At 64.2% G+C, this 19620-nt stretch carries 23 protein-coding genes and 1 pseudogene; 20 read left to right on the forward strand and 4 right to left on the reverse strand.

Annotated features, from left to right (window positions below; translation table 11 throughout):
• The first annotated feature begins 2 nt into the window (after positions 1 to 2).
• From SA496_RS23105 to SA496_RS23165, 13 genes and pseudogenes are all read left to right on the forward strand, one after another.
• Positions 3 to 719 carry a GntR family transcriptional regulator gene (locus SA496_RS23105; RefSeq protein ID WP_120654304.1) on the forward strand — a complete coding sequence of 239 codons (717 nt, stop codon included), beginning with the start codon at positions 3 to 5 and terminating at the stop codon, positions 717 to 719.
• Between the two features lie 86 nt (positions 720 to 805).
• A complete protein-coding gene (gene urtA, locus SA496_RS23110) occupies positions 806 to 2071 on the forward strand; it encodes an urea ABC transporter substrate-binding protein (protein WP_120654303.1) in 1266 nt (421 codons plus the stop codon).
• A gap of 208 nt (positions 2072 to 2279) precedes the next feature.
• Positions 2280 to 3848 (forward strand): urea ABC transporter permease subunit UrtB, encoded by a 1569-nt coding sequence (gene urtB, locus SA496_RS23115; RefSeq protein ID WP_120655341.1) that lies wholly within the window; start codon positions 2280 to 2282, stop codon positions 3846 to 3848.
• On the forward strand, positions 3848 to 4936 hold the full coding sequence (gene urtC / locus SA496_RS23120; protein ID WP_330114534.1) for an urea ABC transporter permease subunit UrtC: 1089 nt from the start codon (positions 3848 to 3850) through the stop codon (positions 4934 to 4936). The genes urtB and urtC overlap by 1 nt, the downstream gene beginning before the upstream one ends.
• Positions 4937 to 5797 (forward strand): urea ABC transporter ATP-binding protein UrtD, encoded by an 861-nt coding sequence (gene urtD / locus SA496_RS23125; RefSeq protein ID WP_153918068.1) that lies wholly within the window; start codon positions 4937 to 4939, stop codon positions 5795 to 5797.
• A gap of 102 nt (positions 5798 to 5899) precedes the next feature.
• On the forward strand, positions 5900 to 6598 hold the full coding sequence (gene urtE / locus SA496_RS23130) for an urea ABC transporter ATP-binding subunit UrtE (RefSeq protein WP_120654300.1): 699 nt from the start codon (positions 5900 to 5902) through the stop codon (positions 6596 to 6598).
• Between the two features lie 74 nt (positions 6599 to 6672).
• Positions 6673 to 7512: an urease accessory protein UreD gene (locus tag SA496_RS23135; RefSeq protein WP_330114535.1), complete on the forward strand. Its 840-nt coding sequence runs from the start codon at positions 6673 to 6675 to the stop codon at positions 7510 to 7512.
• Positions 7512 to 7814, forward strand: a complete 303-nt coding sequence (gene ureA / locus SA496_RS23140; RefSeq protein ID WP_120654298.1) for an urease subunit gamma — start codon at positions 7512 to 7514, stop codon at positions 7812 to 7814. Before SA496_RS23135 ends, ureA begins: the two co-directional genes overlap by 1 nt.
• 8 nt (positions 7815 to 7822) lie before the next feature.
• Complete coding sequence (locus SA496_RS23145) at positions 7823 to 8323, forward strand: GNAT family N-acetyltransferase (protein ID WP_120655340.1); 501 nt, start codon at positions 7823 to 7825, stop codon at positions 8321 to 8323.
• A 4-nt stretch (positions 8324 to 8327) separates the two neighbouring features.
• The gene (locus SA496_RS23150) at positions 8328 to 8633 is read left to right on the forward strand and encodes an urease subunit beta (RefSeq protein ID WP_021222397.1); all 306 of its coding nucleotides are present in this window, start codon (positions 8328 to 8330) and stop codon (positions 8631 to 8633) included.
• Between the two features lie 81 nt (positions 8634 to 8714).
• A complete protein-coding gene (gene ureC / locus SA496_RS23155) occupies positions 8715 to 10415 on the forward strand; it encodes an urease subunit alpha (RefSeq protein WP_330114536.1) in 1701 nt (566 codons plus the stop codon).
• 94 nt (positions 10416 to 10509) lie between these two features.
• Positions 10510 to 10755, forward strand: coding sequence for a type II toxin-antitoxin system Phd/YefM family antitoxin (locus tag SA496_RS23160; protein ID WP_120654296.1), 246 nt, complete (start codon positions 10510 to 10512; stop codon positions 10753 to 10755).
• Positions 10745 to 11029, forward strand: a pseudogene (locus SA496_RS23165) (type II toxin-antitoxin system RelE family toxin). Before SA496_RS23160 ends, SA496_RS23165 begins: the two are co-directional and overlap by 11 nt.
• 8 nt (positions 11030 to 11037) lie before the next feature.
• Here the strand turns inward: SA496_RS23165 and SA496_RS23170 are convergent.
• Together SA496_RS23170 and SA496_RS23175 are read right to left on the reverse strand one after the other, a co-directional pair.
• Positions 11038 to 11304, reverse strand: a complete 267-nt coding sequence (locus tag SA496_RS23170; RefSeq protein WP_120654295.1) for a DksA/TraR family C4-type zinc finger protein — start codon at positions 11302 to 11304, stop codon at positions 11038 to 11040.
• A gap of 97 nt (positions 11305 to 11401) precedes the next feature.
• Complete coding sequence (locus tag SA496_RS23175) at positions 11402 to 12268, reverse strand: isocitrate lyase/PEP mutase family protein (RefSeq protein ID WP_120654294.1); 867 nt, start codon at positions 12266 to 12268, stop codon at positions 11402 to 11404.
• A 192-nt stretch (positions 12269 to 12460) separates the two neighbouring features.
• Here SA496_RS23175 and SA496_RS23180 point away from each other — a divergent pair, with 192 nt between their 5' ends.
• From SA496_RS23180 to SA496_RS23190, 3 genes are all read left to right on the forward strand, one after another.
• Positions 12461 to 12907, forward strand: coding sequence for a YqaA family protein (locus SA496_RS23180; protein ID WP_120654293.1), 447 nt, complete (start codon positions 12461 to 12463; stop codon positions 12905 to 12907).
• A 168-nt stretch (positions 12908 to 13075) separates the two neighbouring features.
• Positions 13076 to 13429, forward strand: coding sequence for a DUF6152 family protein (locus tag SA496_RS23185; RefSeq protein WP_120654292.1), 354 nt, complete (start codon positions 13076 to 13078; stop codon positions 13427 to 13429).
• Between the two features lie 7 nt (positions 13430 to 13436).
• Positions 13437 to 13919 (forward strand): hypothetical protein, encoded by a 483-nt coding sequence (locus SA496_RS23190; RefSeq protein WP_120654291.1) that lies wholly within the window; start codon positions 13437 to 13439, stop codon positions 13917 to 13919.
• Positions 13920 to 13956: 37 nt separating this feature from the next.
• Here SA496_RS23190 and SA496_RS23195 read toward each other — a convergent pair whose 3' ends face one another.
• On the reverse strand, positions 13957 to 14226 hold the full coding sequence (locus tag SA496_RS23195; RefSeq protein ID WP_120654290.1) for a PsiF family protein: 270 nt from the start codon (positions 14224 to 14226) through the stop codon (positions 13957 to 13959).
• A 118-nt stretch (positions 14227 to 14344) separates the two neighbouring features.
• On the opposite strand from SA496_RS23195, the gene SA496_RS23200 reads away from it, so the two are divergent.
• The 3 genes from SA496_RS23200 (at position 14345) to osmE (SA496_RS23210) (ending at position 16651) form a co-directional block, all read left to right on the forward strand.
• Complete coding sequence (locus SA496_RS23200) at positions 14345 to 15610, forward strand: Hsp70 family protein (protein ID WP_120654289.1); 1266 nt, start codon at positions 14345 to 14347, stop codon at positions 15608 to 15610.
• A 112-nt stretch (positions 15611 to 15722) separates the two neighbouring features.
• Positions 15723 to 16088 (forward strand): osmotically-inducible lipoprotein OsmE, encoded by a 366-nt coding sequence (gene osmE / locus SA496_RS23205; RefSeq protein WP_120654288.1) that lies wholly within the window; start codon positions 15723 to 15725, stop codon positions 16086 to 16088.
• Positions 16089 to 16312: 224 nt separating this feature from the next.
• A complete protein-coding gene (gene osmE / locus SA496_RS23210; RefSeq protein ID WP_120654287.1) occupies positions 16313 to 16651 on the forward strand; it encodes an osmotically-inducible lipoprotein OsmE in 339 nt (112 codons plus the stop codon).
• A 46-nt stretch (positions 16652 to 16697) separates the two neighbouring features.
• On the opposite strand, the gene SA496_RS23215 is transcribed toward osmE (SA496_RS23210), so the two are convergent.
• On the reverse strand, positions 16698 to 18746 hold the full coding sequence (locus SA496_RS23215) for an AsmA family protein (RefSeq protein WP_330114538.1): 2049 nt from the start codon (positions 18744 to 18746) through the stop codon (positions 16698 to 16700).
• A gap of 284 nt (positions 18747 to 19030) precedes the next feature.
• On the opposite strand from SA496_RS23215, the gene SA496_RS23220 reads away from it, so the two are divergent.
• On the forward strand, positions 19031 to 19402 hold the full coding sequence (locus SA496_RS23220; RefSeq protein ID WP_330114539.1) for a phage infection protein: 372 nt from the start codon (positions 19031 to 19033) through the stop codon (positions 19400 to 19402).
• The last annotated feature ends 218 nt before the right edge of the window (positions 19403 to 19620 follow it).

Raw genomic sequence — 19620 nt, forward strand, 5'->3', positions numbered from 1 at the left:
CCATGCAACTCGCCAGCACCAGCAACGGGCGCCAGGAGCGCCCCGACAGCCTGGCCGGACGCATCTACGCCCGACTCAAGGAGGACATCAGCGAGTTCCGCCTGCTGCCCGGCGACCGCTTCAGCGAAGGCGATATAGCCGAGCGCATGGCCGCCAGTCGTACGCCGGTGCGCCAGGCCCTGCATCGTCTGGAGCGCGAGGGCTACCTGGAAGTGCGCTTTCGCAGCGGCTGGCAGGTGAAGGCGTTCGACTTCGATCACTTCGAAGAGCTGTACGAACTACGCATCGTCCTGGAACTGGAGGCCGTACGTCGCCACTGCTGCCGCCCCACTGGCGAGCAACCCGAGGCACTGCAACGGCTCAGTCGCACCTGGATGGTGCAACCGCGACCGGACGACGGCTTCGAAGTGTCGCGCCTGGACGAGGATTTTCATTGCCAGTTGGTGGAAGCCGCAGGCAATCGCGAGATGGCCCGTATCCACCGTGAAGTCAGCGAAAAGATCCGCATCATCCGGCGCCTGGACTTCACCCAGACACCTCGTGTCGACGCCACCTACGTCGAACACGCCGCAATTCTCCAGGCCATCACGCACCGCCGCTGCGAAGAGGCACAGCAATTGCTGAGGACCCATATCGAAACCAGCAAGGCCGAAGTACGCAAGATCACCCTGCACATGTTGCACAGCGCTCGGCAGAGACCGCAGCCCGCCCAAGGGTGACGAGGAAGCCCCTTTGAATACTGCCCGGACACCAAACCAATAAACGCAGTTATTTCAAAAACTTGGATAAGAACGGAGATCGACCCATGCAACGTCGCAGCCTGATCAAGGCGTTCACCCTTTCCGCATCCATCGCCGCCATGGGCATGTCCTGGACTATTCAGGCGGCCGAGACCATCAAGGTCGGCATCCTGCACTCCCTCTCCGGCACCATGGCGATTTCCGAGACCTCGCTCAAAGACATGGCGCTGATGACCATCGACGAGATCAACGCCAAGGGCGGCGTCAACGGCAAGCAACTCGAGCCGGTGGTGGTGGACCCTGCGTCCAACTGGCCGCTGTTCGCCGAGAAGGCCCGCCAGCTGCTGACCAAGGATAAGGTGGATGTGGTCTTCGGTTGCTGGACCTCGGTATCGCGCAAGTCCGTGCTGCCAGTCTTCGAGGAGCTCAACGGGCTGCTCTTCTACCCGGTGCAGTACGAGGGTGAAGAACTCTCCCCCAACGTCTTCTACACCGGCGCCGCGCCAAACCAGCAAGCCATTCCGGCCGTCGAGTACCTGATGAGCGAAGACGGCGGCAGTGCCAAGCGCTTCTTCCTGCTGGGCACCGACTACGTCTACCCGCGCACCACCAACAAGATCCTGCGCAGCTTCCTGCACAGCAAGGGTATCGCCGACAAGGACATCGAAGAGGTCTACACCCCCTTCGGCCACAGCGACTATCAAACCATCGTCGCCAACATCAAGAAGTTCTCCGCTGGCGGCAAAACCGCAGTGATCTCCACCGTCAACGGCGACTCCAACGTGCCCTTCTACAAGGAACTGGCCAACCAGGGCCTGGAAGCCACCGACGTACCGGTGGTGGCCTTCTCGGTGGGCGAGGAAGAACTGCGCGGCATCGACACCAAACCGCTGGTGGGCCACCTGGCCGCCTGGAACTACTTCGAGTCCGTGGATAACCCGGTCAACGGCAAGTTCGTCGAGCAGTGGAAGGCCTATGCGAAAGCCAAGAACCTGCCCAACTACCAGACTGCGGTGACCAACGACCCGATGGAGGCCACCTACGTAGGCATCCATATGTGGGCGCAGGCCGTGGAGAAAGCCGGCACCACCGATGTGGACAAGGTCCGCGAAGCCCTGGCCGGCCAGTCCTTCGCCGCGCCGTCCGGCTACACCCTGACCATGGACAAGACCAACCACCACCTGCACAAGCCGGTGATGATCGGCGAGATCCAGGAAGACGGTCAGTTCTCGGTGGTCTGGCAGACCGAAGGCCCGCTGCGCGCTGAGCCCTGGAGTCCCTTCATCCCCGGCAACGACAAGAAGCCGGACTATGCGGTGAAGAGCAACTGAGCTGAATGAGGTTGTCCGGGACACCGTGCCGAACCAGGTTCCCTCCCCCCTAGCCCCTCTCCCGGAGGGAGAGGGGAATCGTTCGGAGCCTCGGGGAAACACGGCGCCCGGCACCACGTCACCCCTCTCCCCCTGGGAGAGGGGCCGGGGGTGAGGGAAGTGTCAGTCGGCACAGCCCTCTACTCGCGCAATGAACCAGGACCATCCCATGCCCTCCGCCTTCTACCGAATCCTCCTCGCCCTGGCCCTGCTGCTTCCCCTCGAAGCACTGGCTGGCGACGCCAACGACTTCGCCGCGGCCAATCCGGCGCAGCAGGCGAAACTGCTGGAGCGCTGGGCCGCCGAGCCCGACGCCGCGCGCCAGCCGCTACTGGATGCCCTGCAGCAGGGCCGCTTCGCCATCGACGCCAAACAGGCCTTCCTCGAACAGGACGGTGCCTTCATCGCCGCCGAAGGTGATGCTGCTGCCGTCGGAACGCCGAAGAAGCTGCGTCTGAACAACCGCCTACGCGGCCTGCTGATCACCGCCCAAGCCAGCCACCAGTTGCTCGCCGCCGAACCCGCCGCGCGCCTGGAAGCCGCTCGTCAATTGCAGAAGAGCGCCAAGCCCGCGCAACTGCCATTGCTCAACCAGCGCATGGTGGCCGAAGAAGATACCGGCGTACGCGACGCCATCAGCCTCGCCCTGGCCAACCTGCAGCTGGTCGACCCCGATCCTGCCATCCGCCTCAACGCCGTGCGCCTGCTCGGCGAAACCGGCGACCCGCTGGCCCGCACCCGTCTCGAAACCCTGCTCGACCCGAGCGTGGAAACCGATGCTGGCGTACGCACCGCCGCCGAAACCAGCCTGGCCCAGGTCAAGCGCCGGCTGCTGGTGGGCGAGCTACTCGGCCAGGCCTTCAGCGGCCTGTCGCTGGGTTCCATCCTGCTGCTCGCGGCCCTCGGCCTGGCCATCACCTTCGGTCTGCTCGGGGTGATCAACATGGCCCACGGCGAAATGCTGATGCTCGGTGCCTACACCACCTACATGGTGCAACTGGGCTTCCAGCACCTGGCGCCGGAAATGCTCGCGCTCTATCCGCTGGTGGCGCTGCCGGTGGCCTTCTTCGTCACCGCCCTGGTGGGCATGGCGCTGGAGCGCACGGTGATCCGCCACCTCTATGGCCGTCCTCTGGAAACCCTGCTGGCGACCTGGGGCATCAGCCTCATCCTGATCCAGCTGGTTCGCGTGATCTTCGGTGCGCAGAACGTCGAAGTGGCCAACCCCACCTGGCTGTCCGGGGGGATGCAGGTGCTGCCCAACCTCGTGCTGCCGTACAACCGCATCGTGATCATCGGCTTCGCCCTGTTCGTGGTGGTCCTGACCTGGCTGCTGCTGAACAAGACCCGCCTGGGCCTCAACGTGCGTGCCGTCACCCAGAACCGCAACATGGCCGCCTGCTGCGGCGTGCCCACTGGCCGCGTGGACATGCTCGCCTTCGGCCTCGGCTCCGGTATCGCCGGCCTTGGCGGCGTCGCCCTGTCGCAGATCGGCAACGTCGGCCCTGACCTTGGCCAGGGCTACATCATCGACTCGTTCCTGGTAGTGGTGCTGGGTGGCGTCGGCCAGCTTGCTGGCAGCGTCCTGGCTGCCTTCGGTCTCGGCGTGGCGAACAAGATCCTCGAACCGCAGATCGGTGCCGTGCTGGGCAAGATACTCATCCTGGCGCTGATCATTCTCTTCATACAGAAGCGCCCGCAGGGCCTCTTCGCACTGAAAGGCAGGGTGATCGACTGATGACTCAACCACTCAACCAGACCCTGCTTGCCCGCGCCACGGCCACCCTCGGCCCACGCACCTCGCTGGCCATCGGCGCGGTGGTGCTTGCCCTACTGCTGGCCATGCCATTGCTGCACCTGCTGCCGGCGGACAACCCGCTGCAAGTCTCGGCCTACACCCTGACCCTGGTGGGCAAGATCCTCTGCTACGCCATAGTCGCCCTCGCCCTGGACCTGGTCTGGGGCTACGCGGGGCTCCTGTCCCTCGGCCACGGGCTGTTCTTCGCCCTGGGCGGCTATGCCATGGGCATGTACCTGATGCGCGAAGCCGCCGGCGACGGCCTACCGGCCTTCATGAGCTTCCTCGCCTGGACCGAGCTGCCCTGGTACTGGGCCGGCACCCAGCACTTCCTCTGGGCCATGTGCCTGGTGGTGTTGGCGCCAGGCTTGCTGGCGCTGGTGTTCGGCTTCTTCGCCTTCCGTTCGCGGATCAAGGGCGTGTACTTCTCGATCATGACCCAGGCGCTGACCTTCGCCGGCATGCTGCTGTTTTTCCGTAACGAAACCGGCTTCGGCGGCAACAACGGCTTCACCGACTTCAAGCGCATCCTCGGCTTCGACGTTACCGCGCCGGGCACCCGCGCGGTGTTGTTCCTGGCGACGGTGGCGCTACTGGTGAGCAGCCTGCTGCTCGGCTGGCGTCTGGCCCGGAGCAAGTTCGGCCGCGTGCTCACGGCGTTGCGCGACGCCGAGAACCGCCTGATGTTCTGCGGCTACGACCCGCGTGGTTACAAGCTGTTCATCTGGGTGCTGTCCGCTGTGCTCTGCGGGCTGGCCGGTGCGCTTTATGTACCCCAGGTGGGCATCATCAATCCCAGCGAGATGTCGCCCACCAACTCTATCGAAGCGGCCGTGTGGGTCGCCCTCGGCGGTCGCGGCTCGCTGATCGGTCCACTGCTCGGCGCCGGCCTGGTCAACGGCATGAAGAGCTGGTTCACCGTAGCCTTCCCCGAGTACTGGCTGTTCTTCCTCGGCGCCCTGTTCATCCTGGTCACCCTCTATCTGCCCAAGGGCGTGATTGGCCTGGTCAAACGGGGAGAAAAGTAAATGCGTGCAGCTCCGGTACCCGAACTCATGCTCGAACCCGCCTTCGACCCCAACCGCGACGCCGGCAGCGGCCGTGACTCGCTGGGCCTCGGCCGCACCGCTGGCCAGGGCCTGGACGTGCGCCACGGCACCATCCTCACCCTGGAAGACATCAGCGTCAGCTTCGATGGCTTCAAGGCGCTGCGCGATCTCAACCTCTACATCGGGGTCGGTGAGCTGCGCTGCATCATCGGCCCCAACGGCGCGGGCAAAACCACGCTGATGGACGTGATCACCGGCAAGACACGACCCGACACCGGCAAGGCCTGGTTCGGCGAAACACTCGACCTCACCCGCATGAGCGAAGTTGAAATCGCCCAGGCCGGCATCGGCCGCAAGTTCCAGAAGCCCACCGTGTTCGAGGCGCTCTCGGTGTTCGAGAACCTGGAGCTGGCGCAGAAGACCGACAAATCCGTCTGGGCCAGCCTGCGGGCGAAGCTCACCGGCGAGCAGAAGGACCGCATCGACGAAGTGCTCGCGGTGATCCGCCTGGAAGCCTCGCGCAATCGCCCGGCCGGCCTGCTCTCCCACGGCCAGAAGCAGTTCCTCGAGATCGGCATGCTGCTGATGCAGGACCCGCAACTGCTACTGCTCGACGAGCCGGTGGCAGGCATGACCGATGCCGAAACCGAGTTCACCGCCGAGCTGTTCAAGAGCCTCGCCGGCCAGCATTCGCTGATGGTGGTGGAGCATGACATGGGCTTCGTCGGCTCAATCGCTGACCACGTCACCGTGCTGCACCAGGGCCACGTCCTGGCCGAAGGCTCGCTGGCCGACGTGCAAGCCAACGAACAGGTGATCGAGGTCTACCTCGGTCGCTGAAGAAACAACACTCGTAGGGTGGATGACGCTTTTCTCATCCACCGCCTTGCAGGGTGGATCGATGAAGCGCGATCCACCCTACGCAAAGACAAGGACATCGACATGCTGACAGTCGACAAGCTCCACCAGTACTACGGCGGCAGCCACATCCTTCGCGGCCTGTCGTTCGACGTGAAGATCGGTGAAGTCACCTGCCTGCTCGGGCGCAACGGGGTGGGCAAGACCACCCTGCTGAAATGCCTGATGGGCCTGATTCCGGCCAAGGAAGGTGCGGTGAACTGGGAAGGCCGCGCCATCACCGGTTTCAAGCCGCACCAACGGGTACATGCGGGCATCGCCTACGTGCCCCAGGGCCGCGAAATCTTCCCGCGCCTGACGGTGGAAGAGAACCTGCTGATGGGCCTTTCCCGCTTTCCCGCCGGCCAGGCCAAGGCGGTGCCGGAATCCATCTACGAGCTCTTTCCCGTGCTGCGGGAGATGAAGCACCGCCGCGGCGGCGACCTCTCCGGCGGCCAACAGCAGCAACTCGCCATCGGCCGCGCCCTGGCCAGCCAGCCGCGCCTGTTGATACTCGACGAGCCCACCGAAGGCATCCAGCCCTCGGTGATCAAGGAGATCGGCGCGGTGATCAGGAAGCTCGCCGAGCGCGGCGACATGGCCATCCTGCTGGTGGAGCAGTTCTACGACTTCGCCGCCGAACTGGCCGATCAGTACCTGGTGATGAGCCGGGGCGAAATCGTCCAGCAGGGGCGTGGAGAAAACATGGAAGCCGAGGGCGTGCGGGGCCTGGTGACCATATGATGTGCCCCTGCCAACAACTTCGCACCGCGTGGGTTACGTCGCTTCGCGACTAACCCACCCTACAAGAACGACTTATGAACGCACCTGCCGACACAGCCCTCTTCACCCCCAGTTGGCACGCCGAACTGGAGCTGGCCTATGCGCTCGATGGAGCTACCACGCGCCCAGTGCAGCGCCGTCACAAGGGCCCTCTGCGGGTACAGAAGCACCTGCATGCCGAAGGCCCGCAAGTGTGCCAGCACATCATCGTCCACCCACCCGGCGGCATTGCCGGCGGCGACCGCCTGGACATCTCTGCACGCGCTGGCAAAGGCGCCTGGGCGCAGCTCACCAGCCCCGGCGCGGCCAAGTGGTATCGCGCCGCCAGTCCGGCCTTCCAGCAAGTCGAACTCAACGTCGAGTCCGGCGCCACGCTGGAATGGCTGCCCCAGGAAACCATCGTCTTCTCGGGTGCCAAGGCCGAGCTTTCCACCCGCATCGAACTGGCCGACGACGCCCGCCTGTTCTATTGGGACATGGTCGCCCTCGGCCGCCCCGCTGCCCGCGAACGCTTCGTCGAAGGCCACTTCCAGGCGCATCTGGATATCCGCCGCAATGGCACGCTGATCTGGCACGAACGCCAGCGCGTCGAAGGTGCCGACGGCCTGCTCGACTCCCCCATCGGCCTTGCCAGCCATCCGGTGTTTGCCACCCTGATCGTTACCGGCGAGATCGACTCCAACCTGCTCGAACGTTGCCGCGAACTCCCCTGTGCAGGGCGCGGCGACCTGACCCAATTGCCCGGCCTGCTGGTGGCCCGCTGCCTCGCCTCCGAGGCACTGCACGCCCGCGCCTGGCTGATCGACCTCTGGCGCCTGTTGCGCCCTGCCTTGCTCGGCCGCGAGGCCGCGCCTCCTCGCATCTGGAGTACCTGATGGACCTCACCCCAAGAGAGAAAGACAAGTTGCTGATCTTCACCGCTGGCCTGGTGGCCGAACGACGCCTGGCCCGTGGCCTGAAGCTCAACTACCCGGAAGCCATGGCGTTCATCTCCGCCGCCCTGCTGGAAGGTGCCCGCGACGGCCAGACCGTGGCCGAGCTGATGCACTTCGGCACCACCCTGCTCGCCCGTGACCAGGTGATGGAAGGCGTGCCGGAGATGATCCCGGAGATCCAGATCGAGGCCACCTTCCCCGACGGCACCAAGCTGGTGACCGTGCACCAGCCAATTGCGTGACCACTGCCATGACTTACGACATTCGCGATGCCATCGAGGCTGACCTCCCCGGCATCCTCGCCATCTACAACGACGCCGTGGAGAACACCACGGCGATCTGGAACGAAACCCTGGTCGATCTGGCCAACCGCTGCGCCTGGCTGGCCGACCGAGCGGCGGCAGGCTTCCCGGTGCTGGTGGCAGTGAACGCGGCGGGCGATGTACTCGGCTACGCCAGCTACGGCACCTGGCGCACCATCGAGGGCTTCCGCCACACCGTGGAGCACTCGGTCTACGTGCACGGTGACCAGCGCGGCCAGGGCCTCGGGCCAGCGCTGATGCAGGCGCTGATCGAACGCGCCCGCAAGGCTGGCCTGCACGTGATGGTCGCCGCCATCGAGAGCGAGAACGCCGCCTCCATCCGCCTGCACGAACGCCTCGGCTTCGTCACCACCGGGCAGATGCCCCAGGTGGGCCGCAAGTTCGAGCGCTGGCTCGACCTCACCTTCATGCAACTCATTCTGGAGTGACCTGATGATCCCCGGCGAATACCAGATCCAGGACGGCGAGATCGAACTCAACGCCGGCCGCCGCACCCTGACCCTCTCCGTGGCCAATACCGGTGACCGGCCGATCCAGGTCGGCTCCCACTACCACTTCTTCGAAACCAACGATGCGCTCGCCTTCGACCGTGCGGCCGCACGCGGCATGCGCCTGAACATCCCGGCCGGCACCGCCGTGCGCTTCGAGCCCGGCCAGAGCCGCGAGGTGGAACTGGTCGACCTGGCCGGTTTACGCCGCGTGTTCGGCTTCGCCGGCCGGGTGATGGGCGACCTCTAACACAACCCTCCTCTCCCTCCGGGAGAGGGGCTGGGGGTGAGGGTAGACCCGCCCCGCATGGAATCAACGGAAGCACTGACGATGAAAATCAGCAGACAAGCCTATGCCGACATGTTCGGCCCCACCGTCGGCGACAAGGTGCGCCTGGCCGATACCGACCTGTGGATCGAAGTCGAGAAGGACTTCACCACCTACGGCGAAGAAGTGAAGTTCGGCGGCGGCAAGGTGATCCGCGACGGTATGGGCCAGGGCCAGTTGCTGGCCGCCGATGTGGTCGACACCCTGATCACCAACGCGCTGATCATCGACCACTGGGGCATCGTCAAGGCCGACGTCGGCCTCAAGGACGGCCGCATCGCCGCCATCGGCAAAGCCGGCAACCCGGACATCCAGCCCGACGTCACCATCGCCGTTGGCGCCAGCACCGAGGTGATCGCTGGCGAGGGCATGATCCTCACCGCCGGCGGCATCGACACCCACATCCACTTCATCTGCCCGCAGCAGATCGAAGAGGCGCTCATGAGCGGCGTCACCACCATGATCGGCGGCGGTACGGGCCCGGCCACCGGCACCAACGCCACCACCTGCACCTCGGGGCCGTGGCACATGGCGCGCATGCTCCAGGCCGCCGACGCCTTCCCGATGAACATCGGCTTCACCGGCAAGGGCAACGCCAGCCTGCCGGAGCCGCTCATCGAGCAGGTGAAGGCCGGCGCCATCGGCCTCAAGCTCCATGAAGACTGGGGCACCACGCCGGCAGCCATCGACAACTGCCTGTCGGTCGCCGACCAGTACGACGTACAGGTGGCCATCCATACCGACACCCTGAACGAGTCCGGCTTCGTCGAAACTACCCTTGGCGCGTTCAAGGGCCGCACCATCCACACCTATCACACCGAAGGCGCCGGCGGTGGCCACGCGCCGGACATCATCAAGGCCTGCGGTTACTCCAACGTGCTGCCCAGTTCGACCAACCCGACCCGGCCCTTCACCCGCAACACCATCGACGAGCACCTGGACATGCTCATGGTCTGCCATCACCTGGACCCGAGCATCGCCGAGGACGTGGCCTTCGCCGAAAGCCGCATCCGCCGCGAGACCATCGCCGCCGAAGATATCCTCCACGACCTTGGCGCCTTCAGCATGATCAGCTCCGACAGCCAGGCGATGGGGCGCGTAGGCGAAGTCATCACCCGCACCTGGCAGTCCGCCGACAAGATGAAGAAACAGCGCGGCGCCCTGCCCGAAGACGCGCCCGGCAACGACAACTTCCGCGCCAAACGCTACATCGCCAAGTACACCATCAACCCGGCCATCACCCACGGCATCAGCCATGAAGTGGGCTCGATCGAAGTAGGCAAGTGGGCGGACCTGGTGCTCTGGCGCCCGGCCTTCTTCGGCGTGAAACCGACGCTGATCCTCAAGGGCGGCGCCATCGCCGCGAGCCTGATGGGCGACGCCAACGCCTCGATCCCCACGCCGCAACCCGTGCACTACCGCCCGATGTTCGCCAGCTACGCCGGCAGCCGTCACGCCACCAGCATCACCTTCATCAGCCAGGCGGCATTCGAAGCGGGCATCCCCGAACAATTGGGATTGAAGAAGCAGATCGGCGTGGTGAAGGGCTGCCGCGACGTGCAAAAAAAGGACCTGATCCACAACGGCTATGCGCCGACCATCGAAGTCGACCCGCAGAACTACCAGGTGAAAGCAGACGGCCAACTCCTCTGGTGCGAACCGGCGGACGTGCTGCCGATGGCGCAGCGGTACTTCCTGTTCTGACCCACGAAGTCAACGCAACTCCCAGACCAACCTGTGGCTTGAGTAAGCGCCATAAAAAGACCAGGATTTGGCTCCCTATATAGGAGCCAAATTCATGCAGAGCGTTCTTGCCAATGTTGCCGTCAGCGTATCCGAGCTGAAGAAAAACCCTTCAGCCGTAGTGTCCGGTGCGAAAGGTGCCCCGGTGGCTGTTCTCAATCACAACAAGGTCATGGCCTACATGGTTCCGGCTGAAACCTTCGAAGCGCTGATGGACTATCTGGACGATCAGGATCTTGCCGAGATAGTCCGCAGCCGTGCCCACGAGAAGGGAGTTAAAGTCAGCCTCGATGATCTATGAACTGGAGTTCCTGCCTTCGGCGCTGAAGAAATGGCGCAAGCTCGGCGATACCGTCCGGGAGCAATTCAAGTAGAAGCTGAAACAGCGGTTGCAACGACCGCGAGTACCGGGCGATGCCCTTCACGGCATGCCTGACTGCTTCAAGATCAAGCTCCGCACTGCCGGGTATCGGTTGGTGTACCGGGTCGAAGATCAGCGAATCACAGTGGTCGTGATCAGCGTCGGCAAGCGTGAGCGCGGGCTGGTCTACAGCAAAGCGCAGGATCGACTCTAGATATCGCCCTACCGCAACTGACTGTCCTTGCTCCCCCGCCGGTTGTACCCGGTAAAGGCCGCATTTTCCTTGTCGTGTTCGGTCTGGCAGGCGACGCACAGGTGCACGCCGGGGATCGCCTTGCGGCGGGCTTCGGGGATAGGGGCGTCGCACTCCTCGCAGTGCGTCAGGCTTTCGCCCTTCGGCAACTGGCTGCGCGCGCGCTGGATGGCATCTTCGATAGTGCTGTCGATCTGTTCCTGGACGGCGCCATCGCCGGCCCAACCGCTGGCCATGCTGACCTCCCGCTTGCTCAAGGCTCTGTGGAAGATTTGGGCTTTCTTCCGGCCTTTTGCAAGGGGGGCGGTCGTCAGGCGACAAGTGGAGGTCGCGCTACTCCTTCACGTCCATGAACTCCTCGGCCCAGATGATGTAGTCCTCGGGCAAGGTGTACTTGTGGGTGAGTTCGGTGGCGGTAAGTTCGGTGCCGGTGGCTACCTGGCGCTGCTCGCGCAGGCAGTCGTAGGTCGCCTTGATGGCGGCGAAGTAGGCAGCGTGTCCATTGACCACGATGCGCACGCCAAGGCGGGCGAGGCGCTCGTTGTCACGCAGTTTGGGGTTGCCGTACGTGACCAGCATCAGCGGAATGCTCAAGTGCTCGGCGATCTTTTCCAGATGCTCGAAGTCAGCCACGCCGACCATGCAGATGCCATCTGCGCCGGCAGCCTCATAGGCCTTGGTGCGCTTGATCACTTCGTCGGTACTGAGCACACCGGCATGGGTGCGGGCGATGATCGCCAGGTCCGGATCGACGCGCGCCTCCAGGGCAGCGCGGATCTTGCCGACGCCCTCTTCCACCGGGATCAGGTCGGTGGACTTGCGGCCGAACTGGGCCGGCAGCAGGGTGTCTTCGATGGTCAGTGCGGCGATGCCGGCACGCTCCAGTTCGACCACGGTACGCATCACGTTGAGGGCGTTGCCGTAGCCGTGGTCGGCGTCGGCGATGACCGGCAGGCGCGAAACGCGGCCGATGCGGGTGGCCTGTTCGACGAACTCGCTGAGCGTGATCAGGGCGAAGTCAGGCGCGGCGAGCACCTGCAGGGACGCAACCGAGCCACCGAGAATGCCGACTTCGAAACCGAGGTCAGCAGCGATGCGGGCGGACATGGGGTCGAACACCGAAGCGGTGTGATAACAGGAATCCGAGTCCAGCAGCGCACGAAAGGCCGTGCGCAACTCGTGATGAGAAGCTCTACGCATAAAGGGCACCAAAGATCAGAAGGGGGTCAGAATGAAGCCGGCTCCGTAACTCTGGAGTCGACGCCCCCGTTTTTCCATTGTCAGACTGCGCCCATTCTAACGGATCAGTCTTTCAATTCGCTTAAGCGCCACCCGACTTGTCCGGCACTTCGTCGGCCGCCACACTGACGCCCCCTTTTTCGAGACGCTGCCGTGCTGGCACTCACCGCCTACCTGGGCCTGTTCCTGTCCGCCTTCGGCGCCGCCACCCTGCTCCCCCTGCAATCAGAAGCCGTGCTGGTCGGACTTCTGCTGGGCAAGGCCCATCCGGCCTGGGCGCTGGTGGCGGTAGCAACCTTCGGCAATGTATTGGGCTCGCTGGTGAACTGGTGGCTGGGACGCTACCTGGAGCACTTCCGCGAACGCCGCTGGTTCCCGGTAAAGCCGGCGCAGATGGAACGGGCTCAGGCCTTCTACCACCGCTACGGGCGCTGGTCGCTGCTGCTGGCCTGGGTACCGGTGATCGGCGATCCACTGACCCTTGTGGCCGGGGTGATGCGGGAATCCTTCTGGGTGTTCCTGGCGCTGGTGACGCTGGCCAAAGCGGGGCGTTACCTGGTGCTGACGTCGCTGACTCTGGGCTGGATGGGGATGCCGTAGGGGGATCACGCTTCACCGATCCGGCAATCCGCTGTGGGAGCGATTTCAATCGCGAAGGAATTCGCTCCCGCAGTTGCTCAGCGACCATTGTGTTTCGGGAAACTGCCCCGGCGGCGATTAATCCATAGAGCGCCTACGCTTTCCGGGTCGCTGCCTGGAGGCCACCCAATGAGAAAGCTCACCCTGCTGATCGCCTTCTTCGCCCTGGTACTCGGCGCCACCGCTGCCTTAGCCCATCACGGCTGGAGCTCCTATGACGCCGGCAAGACGCTGACCATCGAGGCGCCGGTCAAGGAACTCTCCTACCGCAATCCCCATGCGCATATCACCATCGACTACGAAGGCCGTGAATGGCACGTGGTGCTGGCGCCCATCAGCCGCATGGCGGCGCGAGGATTACCGGAAGCGGACCTGCTCCCCGGCAAGCGGGTGAGCATTATCGGGTACCCACGCAAGGACGGCACGGCGGAGATCCGCGCGGAGCGAGTGATCGTCGACGGACGCACGGTGGAGCTGCGCTGAGGCGGTGATGGAGTTCGTCCTGCCCTGGGCGGAACAGCTGGAGGCCTCGCCCTTTGGCACGCTGATGCGCGAGTCCACGCTGTTCTACCCGGCGGCCAACCTGCTGCACCTGCTCGGGCTGGTGATGTTGCTCGGCTCGATGCTGCTGCTCGATCTGCGCCTGCTCGGACTTGCCCGCGAAGTGCCGCTGCAGGAGACGTCGCGCCGCCTGACACCGATCGGAATTGCCGGGTTGCTGCTCCTGCTGTTTACCGGTTTCTGCCTGTTCGCCGCCGACGCGGGGCCACTGTTGGGGAACTGGCTGCTGCAACTCAAGCTGCTGCTGGTCGCCGTGGGAGTCGTCAACGCCTTGCTGTTCCGCGCTCTGTGGAGCGCACGGCTGGTGGACTGGGACCAGCAGCCACCCGCTGGCGGGCGGCTGCAGGTGGCGCTGTCGATACTGATCTGGTGCGGGGTAATGTCGGCAGGCCGGTTACTGGCGTACATCTAGCCAGTTCAATGTCGGGAAGCTGGCGTCGAGGCTTGCGCTAGTCCTTCTTCAGGCACTGGCTCATGAAAGCCTTGCGCTCGTCACCTTTCAGGGTCTTTTCCGAAGCGTCCTTGTTGCAGGCCGTCATGCGCTCCTGCTGGGTCATCTTCAGGCACTTGCTCATGAAGGCCTTGCGCTCGTCGCCCTTGAGGGACTTGGCCGAGGCGTCGGCGTTGCAGGTTTTCATCTTTTCCTGCTGGGTAGCGGCGAAGCCCTGGCCGGCGGCCAGCAGGGCGATGAACATCACGGGCAGGCATAGTTTCTTCATGGAAGGGTCTCCCTGTTTATCCACAGGAGGGAAGTCTAGCCAGCGCGACGAACTGTGCCGGACAACCTGATTCCGCTCGCGTAAACTGCTCGGCCGTTTTTTTCGGAACACCCGCGACATGAGCAACGTCCTCTCCGCCCAGGCCCTGGGCATCGACTTCGGAACCTCCAACTCCACCGTCGGATGGTGGCGCCCGGATGTGGAGCCGCTGATCGCCCTGGAGGACGACAAGTTCACCCTGCCTTCGGTGGTTTTCTTCAACACCGAGGAACGCCGCCCGGCCTATGGCCGCCAGGCCCTGCACGAATACCTGGAAGGCTATGAAGGCCGCCTGATGCGCTCGCTGAAGAGCCTGCTGGGCTCGCCGCTGCTCAAGAGCGAAACCACGGTGCTGGGCAGCGCCCTGCCCTTCAAGGACCTCCTTGGCCTGTTCATCGGCCAGCTCAAGCAGCGCGCCGAAACAGCTGCCGGCCACGAGTTCGAGCAGGTGGTACTGGGTCGCCCGGTGTTCTTCGTGGATGACGATCCGGAAGCCGATCAGGAAGCCCAGAACACCTTGGTGGCCGTGGCGCAGAAGCTCGGCTTCAAGGATGTGTCCTTCCAGTTCGAACCCATCGCTGCTGCGTTCGACTACGAGCGCGAAATCGAGCGTGAGGAACTGGTGCTGATCGTCGACATCGGCGGCGGTACCTCGGACTTCTCCCTGGTACGCCTCTCGCCCGAGCGCCGCGAAGTGGCCGATCGCCAGGACGACATTCTCGCCACCGGCGGCGTGCACATCGGCGGCACCGACTTCGACAAGCAACTCAGCCTGCAAGGCGTGATGCCGCTGTTCGGCTATGGCAGCCGCATGAAGAGCGATGCGCTGATGCCCACCAGCTACCACCTTAACCTGGCTACCTGGCACACCATCAACGCCGTGTACGCCCAGAAGGCGCAACTGGCGCTGAAGAACATGCGCTACGACATCGTCGACGCGACCGGCATCGACCGCCTCTTCAGCCTGATCGAGCAGCGCGCCGGCCACTGGCTGGCGATGCAGGTGGAAGACAGCAAGATCGAGCTGACCGAGGGCGAGAACCGCCGCATCGACCTGACACGTATCGAACCCGGCCTGGACGTGATGCTGACCCGCGCGCTGTTCGAGAGCGCCATCGACGACCTCCTGGTGCGTATCCGCGCCAGTGTCGATGCCCTGCTGAACCAGGCCGGCGTGCGAGCCGACCAGGTCGACACCCTGTTCTTCACCGGTGGCTCCAGCGGCATTCCGGCGCTGCGCCAGAGCGTGGCGGCGATGCTGCCCAATGCCCGCCAGGTGGAAGGCAACCTGTTCGGCAGCATCGGCAGCGGCCTGGCCATCGAAGCGAAGAAACGCTACGGCTGAGCATTCAACGGCGAACCGGGACACCCCATCGACAGCGCAGGTAGTTTTTCAACTGCCTGCTAGGCTCAACCCCATCGCGGGGCGAGCCCGCGCCAGATAGGGAAGTTCTGCCATGAGCAAGCAAGCGTTGCTGCTGGCCTGCGCCCTGGCCTCGATGGCCGGCTGCGCCAGCAAGTTGGAAAACCCCACCGACTACTACACCTACCGCGACCAGCCGCTGGTCAAGCAGGTCGAAGAAGGCATGACCGAATCGCAGGTGCGCAACATCGGCGGCCCGCCATCGTCGTCTGCCCGTCGCAAGGTCAATGCCGGTATCTGCAACGATTACATCCTCAACCAGGACGGCCACCAGCAGGCGTACCACGTCAGCTTCGACGGCAGCGGCCGGGTCGAGGAAAAGGGCTTCATGACCTGCCAGCAACGCGAGCAGGCCGAGCGCGAGAAGGCCCAGAAGCAGGCGGAACACGACGGTTATTGATCGGCCTTATCGCTACCGAACGGTGGCATCGGGCAATTCGCCATCAGATCTCCTGAAAGCCTCGCCCGCCGGGGCTTTCAGTCCCTCCTCCAGGCATTTCGCCAGCTGCTGGCGCAATGCCGTCCATCGCCTGCTTCGCCTACCGGCGAACTCGGGCGAACTCTCCCCAGTTTCCGATGATCCAAGCGCTGTGTTTCAACAGCGTTAACCCATGAGGACCCATGATGTACAAGCAAGCGCTTGTCATGGCTTGTGCCCTGGCATCGATGGCGGGCTGCGCCAGCAAGATCGAAAACCCCACCGACTATCTCACCTTCCGCAACCAGCCTCTGGTGGAGGAAGTCGAACCCGGAATGAGCCGGCAGCAGGTGCTGATCATCGGTGGGCGTCCCTCTTCAGTCGTCCAGCGCAGCGTGCACCCGGGTTCCTGCAACAACTACATCCTCAATGAAGAAGGGCACCAACAGCCCTATCACATCAGCTTCGACAGCACAGGCCGCGTACGTCACAAGGGCTTCATGACCTGCGGCCAGCGTGAGCAGGCGGAGCGCGATCAGCTTTGAGGCCGGCCCGGCAAACGCATCAGCGAGTCCTCGGTAAAGCGTCCGCCTAACGCTTGTGCATCTGCTGCAACAGGGGCTGGCACGCATTACCCTCGCCGCCTCCGGCCGCCGGCGCCACCAGCGCCAGCAAGGCAGCTGCCGGCGCTACCGCCACACCCAACGCCAGCATGCCAGCCCCGCGCACCACCAACGGCACTGTCTGCACCCCGGCCTGGGGATTCTTGAAGGTGCCGCGCACGTAGAGTGGCGAACGCAGCGAGAACACCCGCACGCCCTTGGAATCCGGATTGACGCTGAGATCCAGGCGCTCGTTGCGGAAGTTGGCATTGCCGTCGATCCGCACCAGTGCATTCTCGGTGTCGAAGACGAACAGGCGCGGGGTCATCAGGCCGTCCTTCAGGCCCAGGTCTGCCGCCGCGCAATTGATCTTCACTTCCTCGTCGCCGAACAGCCGCCCCACCAGGTAATTGCCCATATTGAGCCCGGCGATCTCCATCAGGTTGCGGCTGATGGTGCCGTCGTTGACCAGCATCTGCACATCGCCATTGGCCGTGCCCAGCAGCGCTGCCACCGAGTTTCCGGTGCCGGAAAGGTCCGCCGTGCCGTTCAGTTCGCCCAGGCTGTTGCGCATAGCCTGGACATTTGGGAACAGCGCCTTGAGCTTGAAGTGCCGCGCCTTGATCTGCGCCCTGCCAGTCAGTGGCATGCGTCGCCCGTCGAGACGGATCGTGGAATCCAGGTCGCCACCAGCTACGCCAAAGCGCAGAGGTGCAAGGCTGAGCAGGCCGTCATCGAGCAGCACATGGGTGGAGAGGTCGGTGAAGGGCAGCTTCTCGCTGTGCTGGATGCGCTTGCCGGTGAAATTCACATCGGCATCCATTGCCCGCCAGCGTTCGGTGCGGAATTCCTCCACCGGCAGCACCTTGTCCGTCGGCTGCCGCGTAGTGACGCCACGCGCCTGCTGACCCGCCCGTGAATCAGCGCCGATCAGTGGGCCGAGATCGGCGAAGCGTAGCTGTTCCGAAGTCAGGGTGCCGGAGAGCTTGGGCCGGGGCTGGCTGGCGACATACGTGAGATCGCCATGGATATCGCTACCGCCAATGCGACCGTTGAACCCCTGGTAGTGGAACTTCGCCCCACCGGGTTCTTGCAGTTGGGCCACCAGCCGGCCGTCGGTGGAGTAAGCCGGAGTTTCCGGCAGCGTGACGCCCGTCAGCGGATAGAGCTGGGCGAGGCTCTTGCCAGAAAGCTGCAGACGCAGGTCGAGGGCGCCGAGCTCGCGCGGGTCAGTCAAGGTTCCCAGCAAGGCGATGCGAGTGTCGCCGGCCCTGATTTCAGCCTGCAGCGGGAATGGCAGGTCGGCATTCTGCAACGCCAGCAAGCCACCCGCCTTGCCCTTGCCATCCAGCGGCTGGCTCTTGTAACTGCCCTTCGCCTGCCAGCCGAAGGCGTAGTCCTGAGCGGTGGTCGCCGCCGGCCGGGCTCCCTTGGCCGGCAGCAGCTCACTGAACGGAATGGGCTTGCCCAGTGGATCGATGAGAATGTCGAGCCGGGTGCCGGTCTGGGCGTCATCCACCTTGACCTGGCCCTTGTCGAAGCCAATGGTGCCGATATCCAGGCTCCAGCTGGAGCCCTGCTGCTGTCCGTCCTGCGGCTTTTCCGGCAGCTCGAAGGTCCAGTTATTACGGCCATCCGACAGGCGCCGGACGTTGGCCTTGGGGCTACCCAGATCGATGCGCGGGATGCTCAGCTGCTGCCAGAGCAGCGGCAGCGGCGCGACACGGAACTCCACCCGTTCCAGCGTGACGAAGTCGCCCCCCTTGGCCCATTCGGGATTCCCCAGGTGCAGCTTCTCGGCCACGAAATGCGGCCAGGGCAACAGGGCACGCCAGCCCCCCTCACCTTCCTCGCGCTGCCAGATGACGCTGAGATCGCCTTCGATGGCGAACTCCCGCCCCAGCTCGGCGGATACACGCTGGTTGAGTGCCGGTTTGATGCGGTTCCAGTCGAAGGTGGCAACCAGCACCAGCAAGGCCGCCAGCAGCAGCGCCAATGCCAGGACCGTCCTGGCCAGGATGCGAAGACCTCGCGTCATGCACTTCTCCCCGTTGCTCACGGCAGCCGCTCGCGGGCCACGTGATCTCCATGCCTTATCGACCTGCGAATGTGCCGAGATGCTCCATCGAACGCATCGCTTCCATTGCCGCCTATTCCGCCCACATGCCTGCAAGTTGGCGCAAGGCATTGATTATAAAAGGCTCCACAGAACATTAACGGCGTTGATGTTCCCTATCTAGAGTGATCACTTTTTAATCGAATCCCCGTCCGTAGAATTGGCTCCGTACCCCGCTTCCAGCCCCCTTCGAGGAGCCCACGATCATGAAAACCCAAGCCTTCGCCGCCCTGTTCATCGCCGCCCTGAGCACCAGCGCTTTCGCCCTGCCGGCCGCTTTCCAGCCAGTACTGGGTGAATCGAAGGAAGGTACCAGCATCCAGGTCATCGAGCCGGTTGCAGTGGAAGGCGGCTTCATGGTCCTGGACCGCGTGGCTGAGGGTGGTTCTGATCGCACCAATGCCCTGCGCGTCGCCGAAGGTGGCGCCGATCGCACCAACGCCCTGCGCGTCGCCGAAGGTGGCGCCGATCGCACCAACGCCCTGCGCGTCGCCGAAGGTGGCGCCGATCGCACGAATGCCCTGCGCGTTGCCGAAGGTGGCGCCGATCGCCTGCCACAAGCCCAGCGCATCAGTTGATCGCAGTACGCGGCAAACCCTCAAAGCCCGGCGGATGCCGGGCTTGTTGTTTGTGGATATCCGCAATCTGTACGGGCGAGTTCATTCGCCAAGCGGACCGCAGGTTCGCCCTTGGGCGCCAGAGCGGCCACAACCGTCCCTCACTCCCAACCCCTCTCCCAGAGGGAGAGGGAAGCGCCTGCCGTTTGGCTTCGTTCCTCGGCGGAGCGCCGCCCGAC

The organism is Pseudomonas sp. JS3066, from assembly GCF_036328175.1.
In the GTDB taxonomy this organism is placed as follows: Bacteria; Pseudomonadota; Gammaproteobacteria; order Pseudomonadales; family Pseudomonadaceae; genus Metapseudomonas.

Bases quoted from the DNA above. Each gene is read 5' to 3' on its own strand.
- osmE (WP_120654287.1), top strand. From the start codon at position 16,313: ATGTACAAGCAAGCGCTTGTCATGGCTTGTGCCCTGGCATCGATGGCG.
- urtD (WP_153918068.1), top strand. From the start codon at position 4,937: ATGCGTGCAGCTCCGGTACCCGAACTCATGCTCGAACCCGCCTTCGAC.
- SA496_RS23160 (WP_120654296.1), top strand. From the start codon at position 10,510: ATGCAGAGCGTTCTTGCCAATGTTGCCGTCAGCGTATCCGAGCTGAAG.
- SA496_RS23220 (WP_330114539.1), top strand. From the start codon at position 19,031: ATGAAAACCCAAGCCTTCGCCGCCCTGTTCATCGCCGCCCTGAGCACC.
- SA496_RS23135 (WP_330114535.1), top strand. From the start codon at position 6,673: ATGAACGCACCTGCCGACACAGCCCTCTTCACCCCCAGTTGGCACGCC.
- SA496_RS23105 (WP_120654304.1), top strand. From the start codon at position 3: ATGCAACTCGCCAGCACCAGCAACGGGCGCCAGGAGCGCCCCGACAGC.
- SA496_RS23195 (WP_120654290.1), bottom strand. From the start codon at position 14,226: ATGAAGAAACTATGCCTGCCCGTGATGTTCATCGCCCTGCTGGCCGCC.
- ureA (WP_120654298.1), top strand. From the start codon at position 7,512: ATGGACCTCACCCCAAGAGAGAAAGACAAGTTGCTGATCTTCACCGCT.
- ureC (WP_330114536.1), top strand. From the start codon at position 8,715: ATGAAAATCAGCAGACAAGCCTATGCCGACATGTTCGGCCCCACCGTC.
- urtB (WP_120655341.1), top strand. From the start codon at position 2,280: ATGCCCTCCGCCTTCTACCGAATCCTCCTCGCCCTGGCCCTGCTGCTT.
- urtC (WP_330114534.1), top strand. From the start codon at position 3,848: ATGACTCAACCACTCAACCAGACCCTGCTTGCCCGCGCCACGGCCACC.
- SA496_RS23175 (WP_120654294.1), bottom strand. From the start codon at position 12,268: ATGCGTAGAGCTTCTCATCACGAGTTGCGCACGGCCTTTCGTGCGCTG.
- SA496_RS23215 (WP_330114538.1), bottom strand. From the start codon at position 18,746: ATGACGCGAGGTCTTCGCATCCTGGCCAGGACGGTCCTGGCATTGGCG.
- urtE (WP_120654300.1), top strand. From the start codon at position 5,900: ATGCTGACAGTCGACAAGCTCCACCAGTACTACGGCGGCAGCCACATC.
- SA496_RS23200 (WP_120654289.1), top strand. From the start codon at position 14,345: ATGAGCAACGTCCTCTCCGCCCAGGCCCTGGGCATCGACTTCGGAACC.
- SA496_RS23145 (WP_120655340.1), top strand. From the start codon at position 7,823: ATGACTTACGACATTCGCGATGCCATCGAGGCTGACCTCCCCGGCATC.
- SA496_RS23150 (WP_021222397.1), top strand. From the start codon at position 8,328: ATGATCCCCGGCGAATACCAGATCCAGGACGGCGAGATCGAACTCAAC.
- urtA (WP_120654303.1), top strand. From the start codon at position 806: ATGCAACGTCGCAGCCTGATCAAGGCGTTCACCCTTTCCGCATCCATC.
- osmE (WP_120654288.1), top strand. From the start codon at position 15,723: ATGAGCAAGCAAGCGTTGCTGCTGGCCTGCGCCCTGGCCTCGATGGCC.
- SA496_RS23170 (WP_120654295.1), bottom strand. From the start codon at position 11,304: ATGGCCAGCGGTTGGGCCGGCGATGGCGCCGTCCAGGAACAGATCGAC.
- SA496_RS23190 (WP_120654291.1), top strand. From the start codon at position 13,437: ATGGAGTTCGTCCTGCCCTGGGCGGAACAGCTGGAGGCCTCGCCCTTT.
- SA496_RS23185 (WP_120654292.1), top strand. From the start codon at position 13,076: ATGAGAAAGCTCACCCTGCTGATCGCCTTCTTCGCCCTGGTACTCGGC.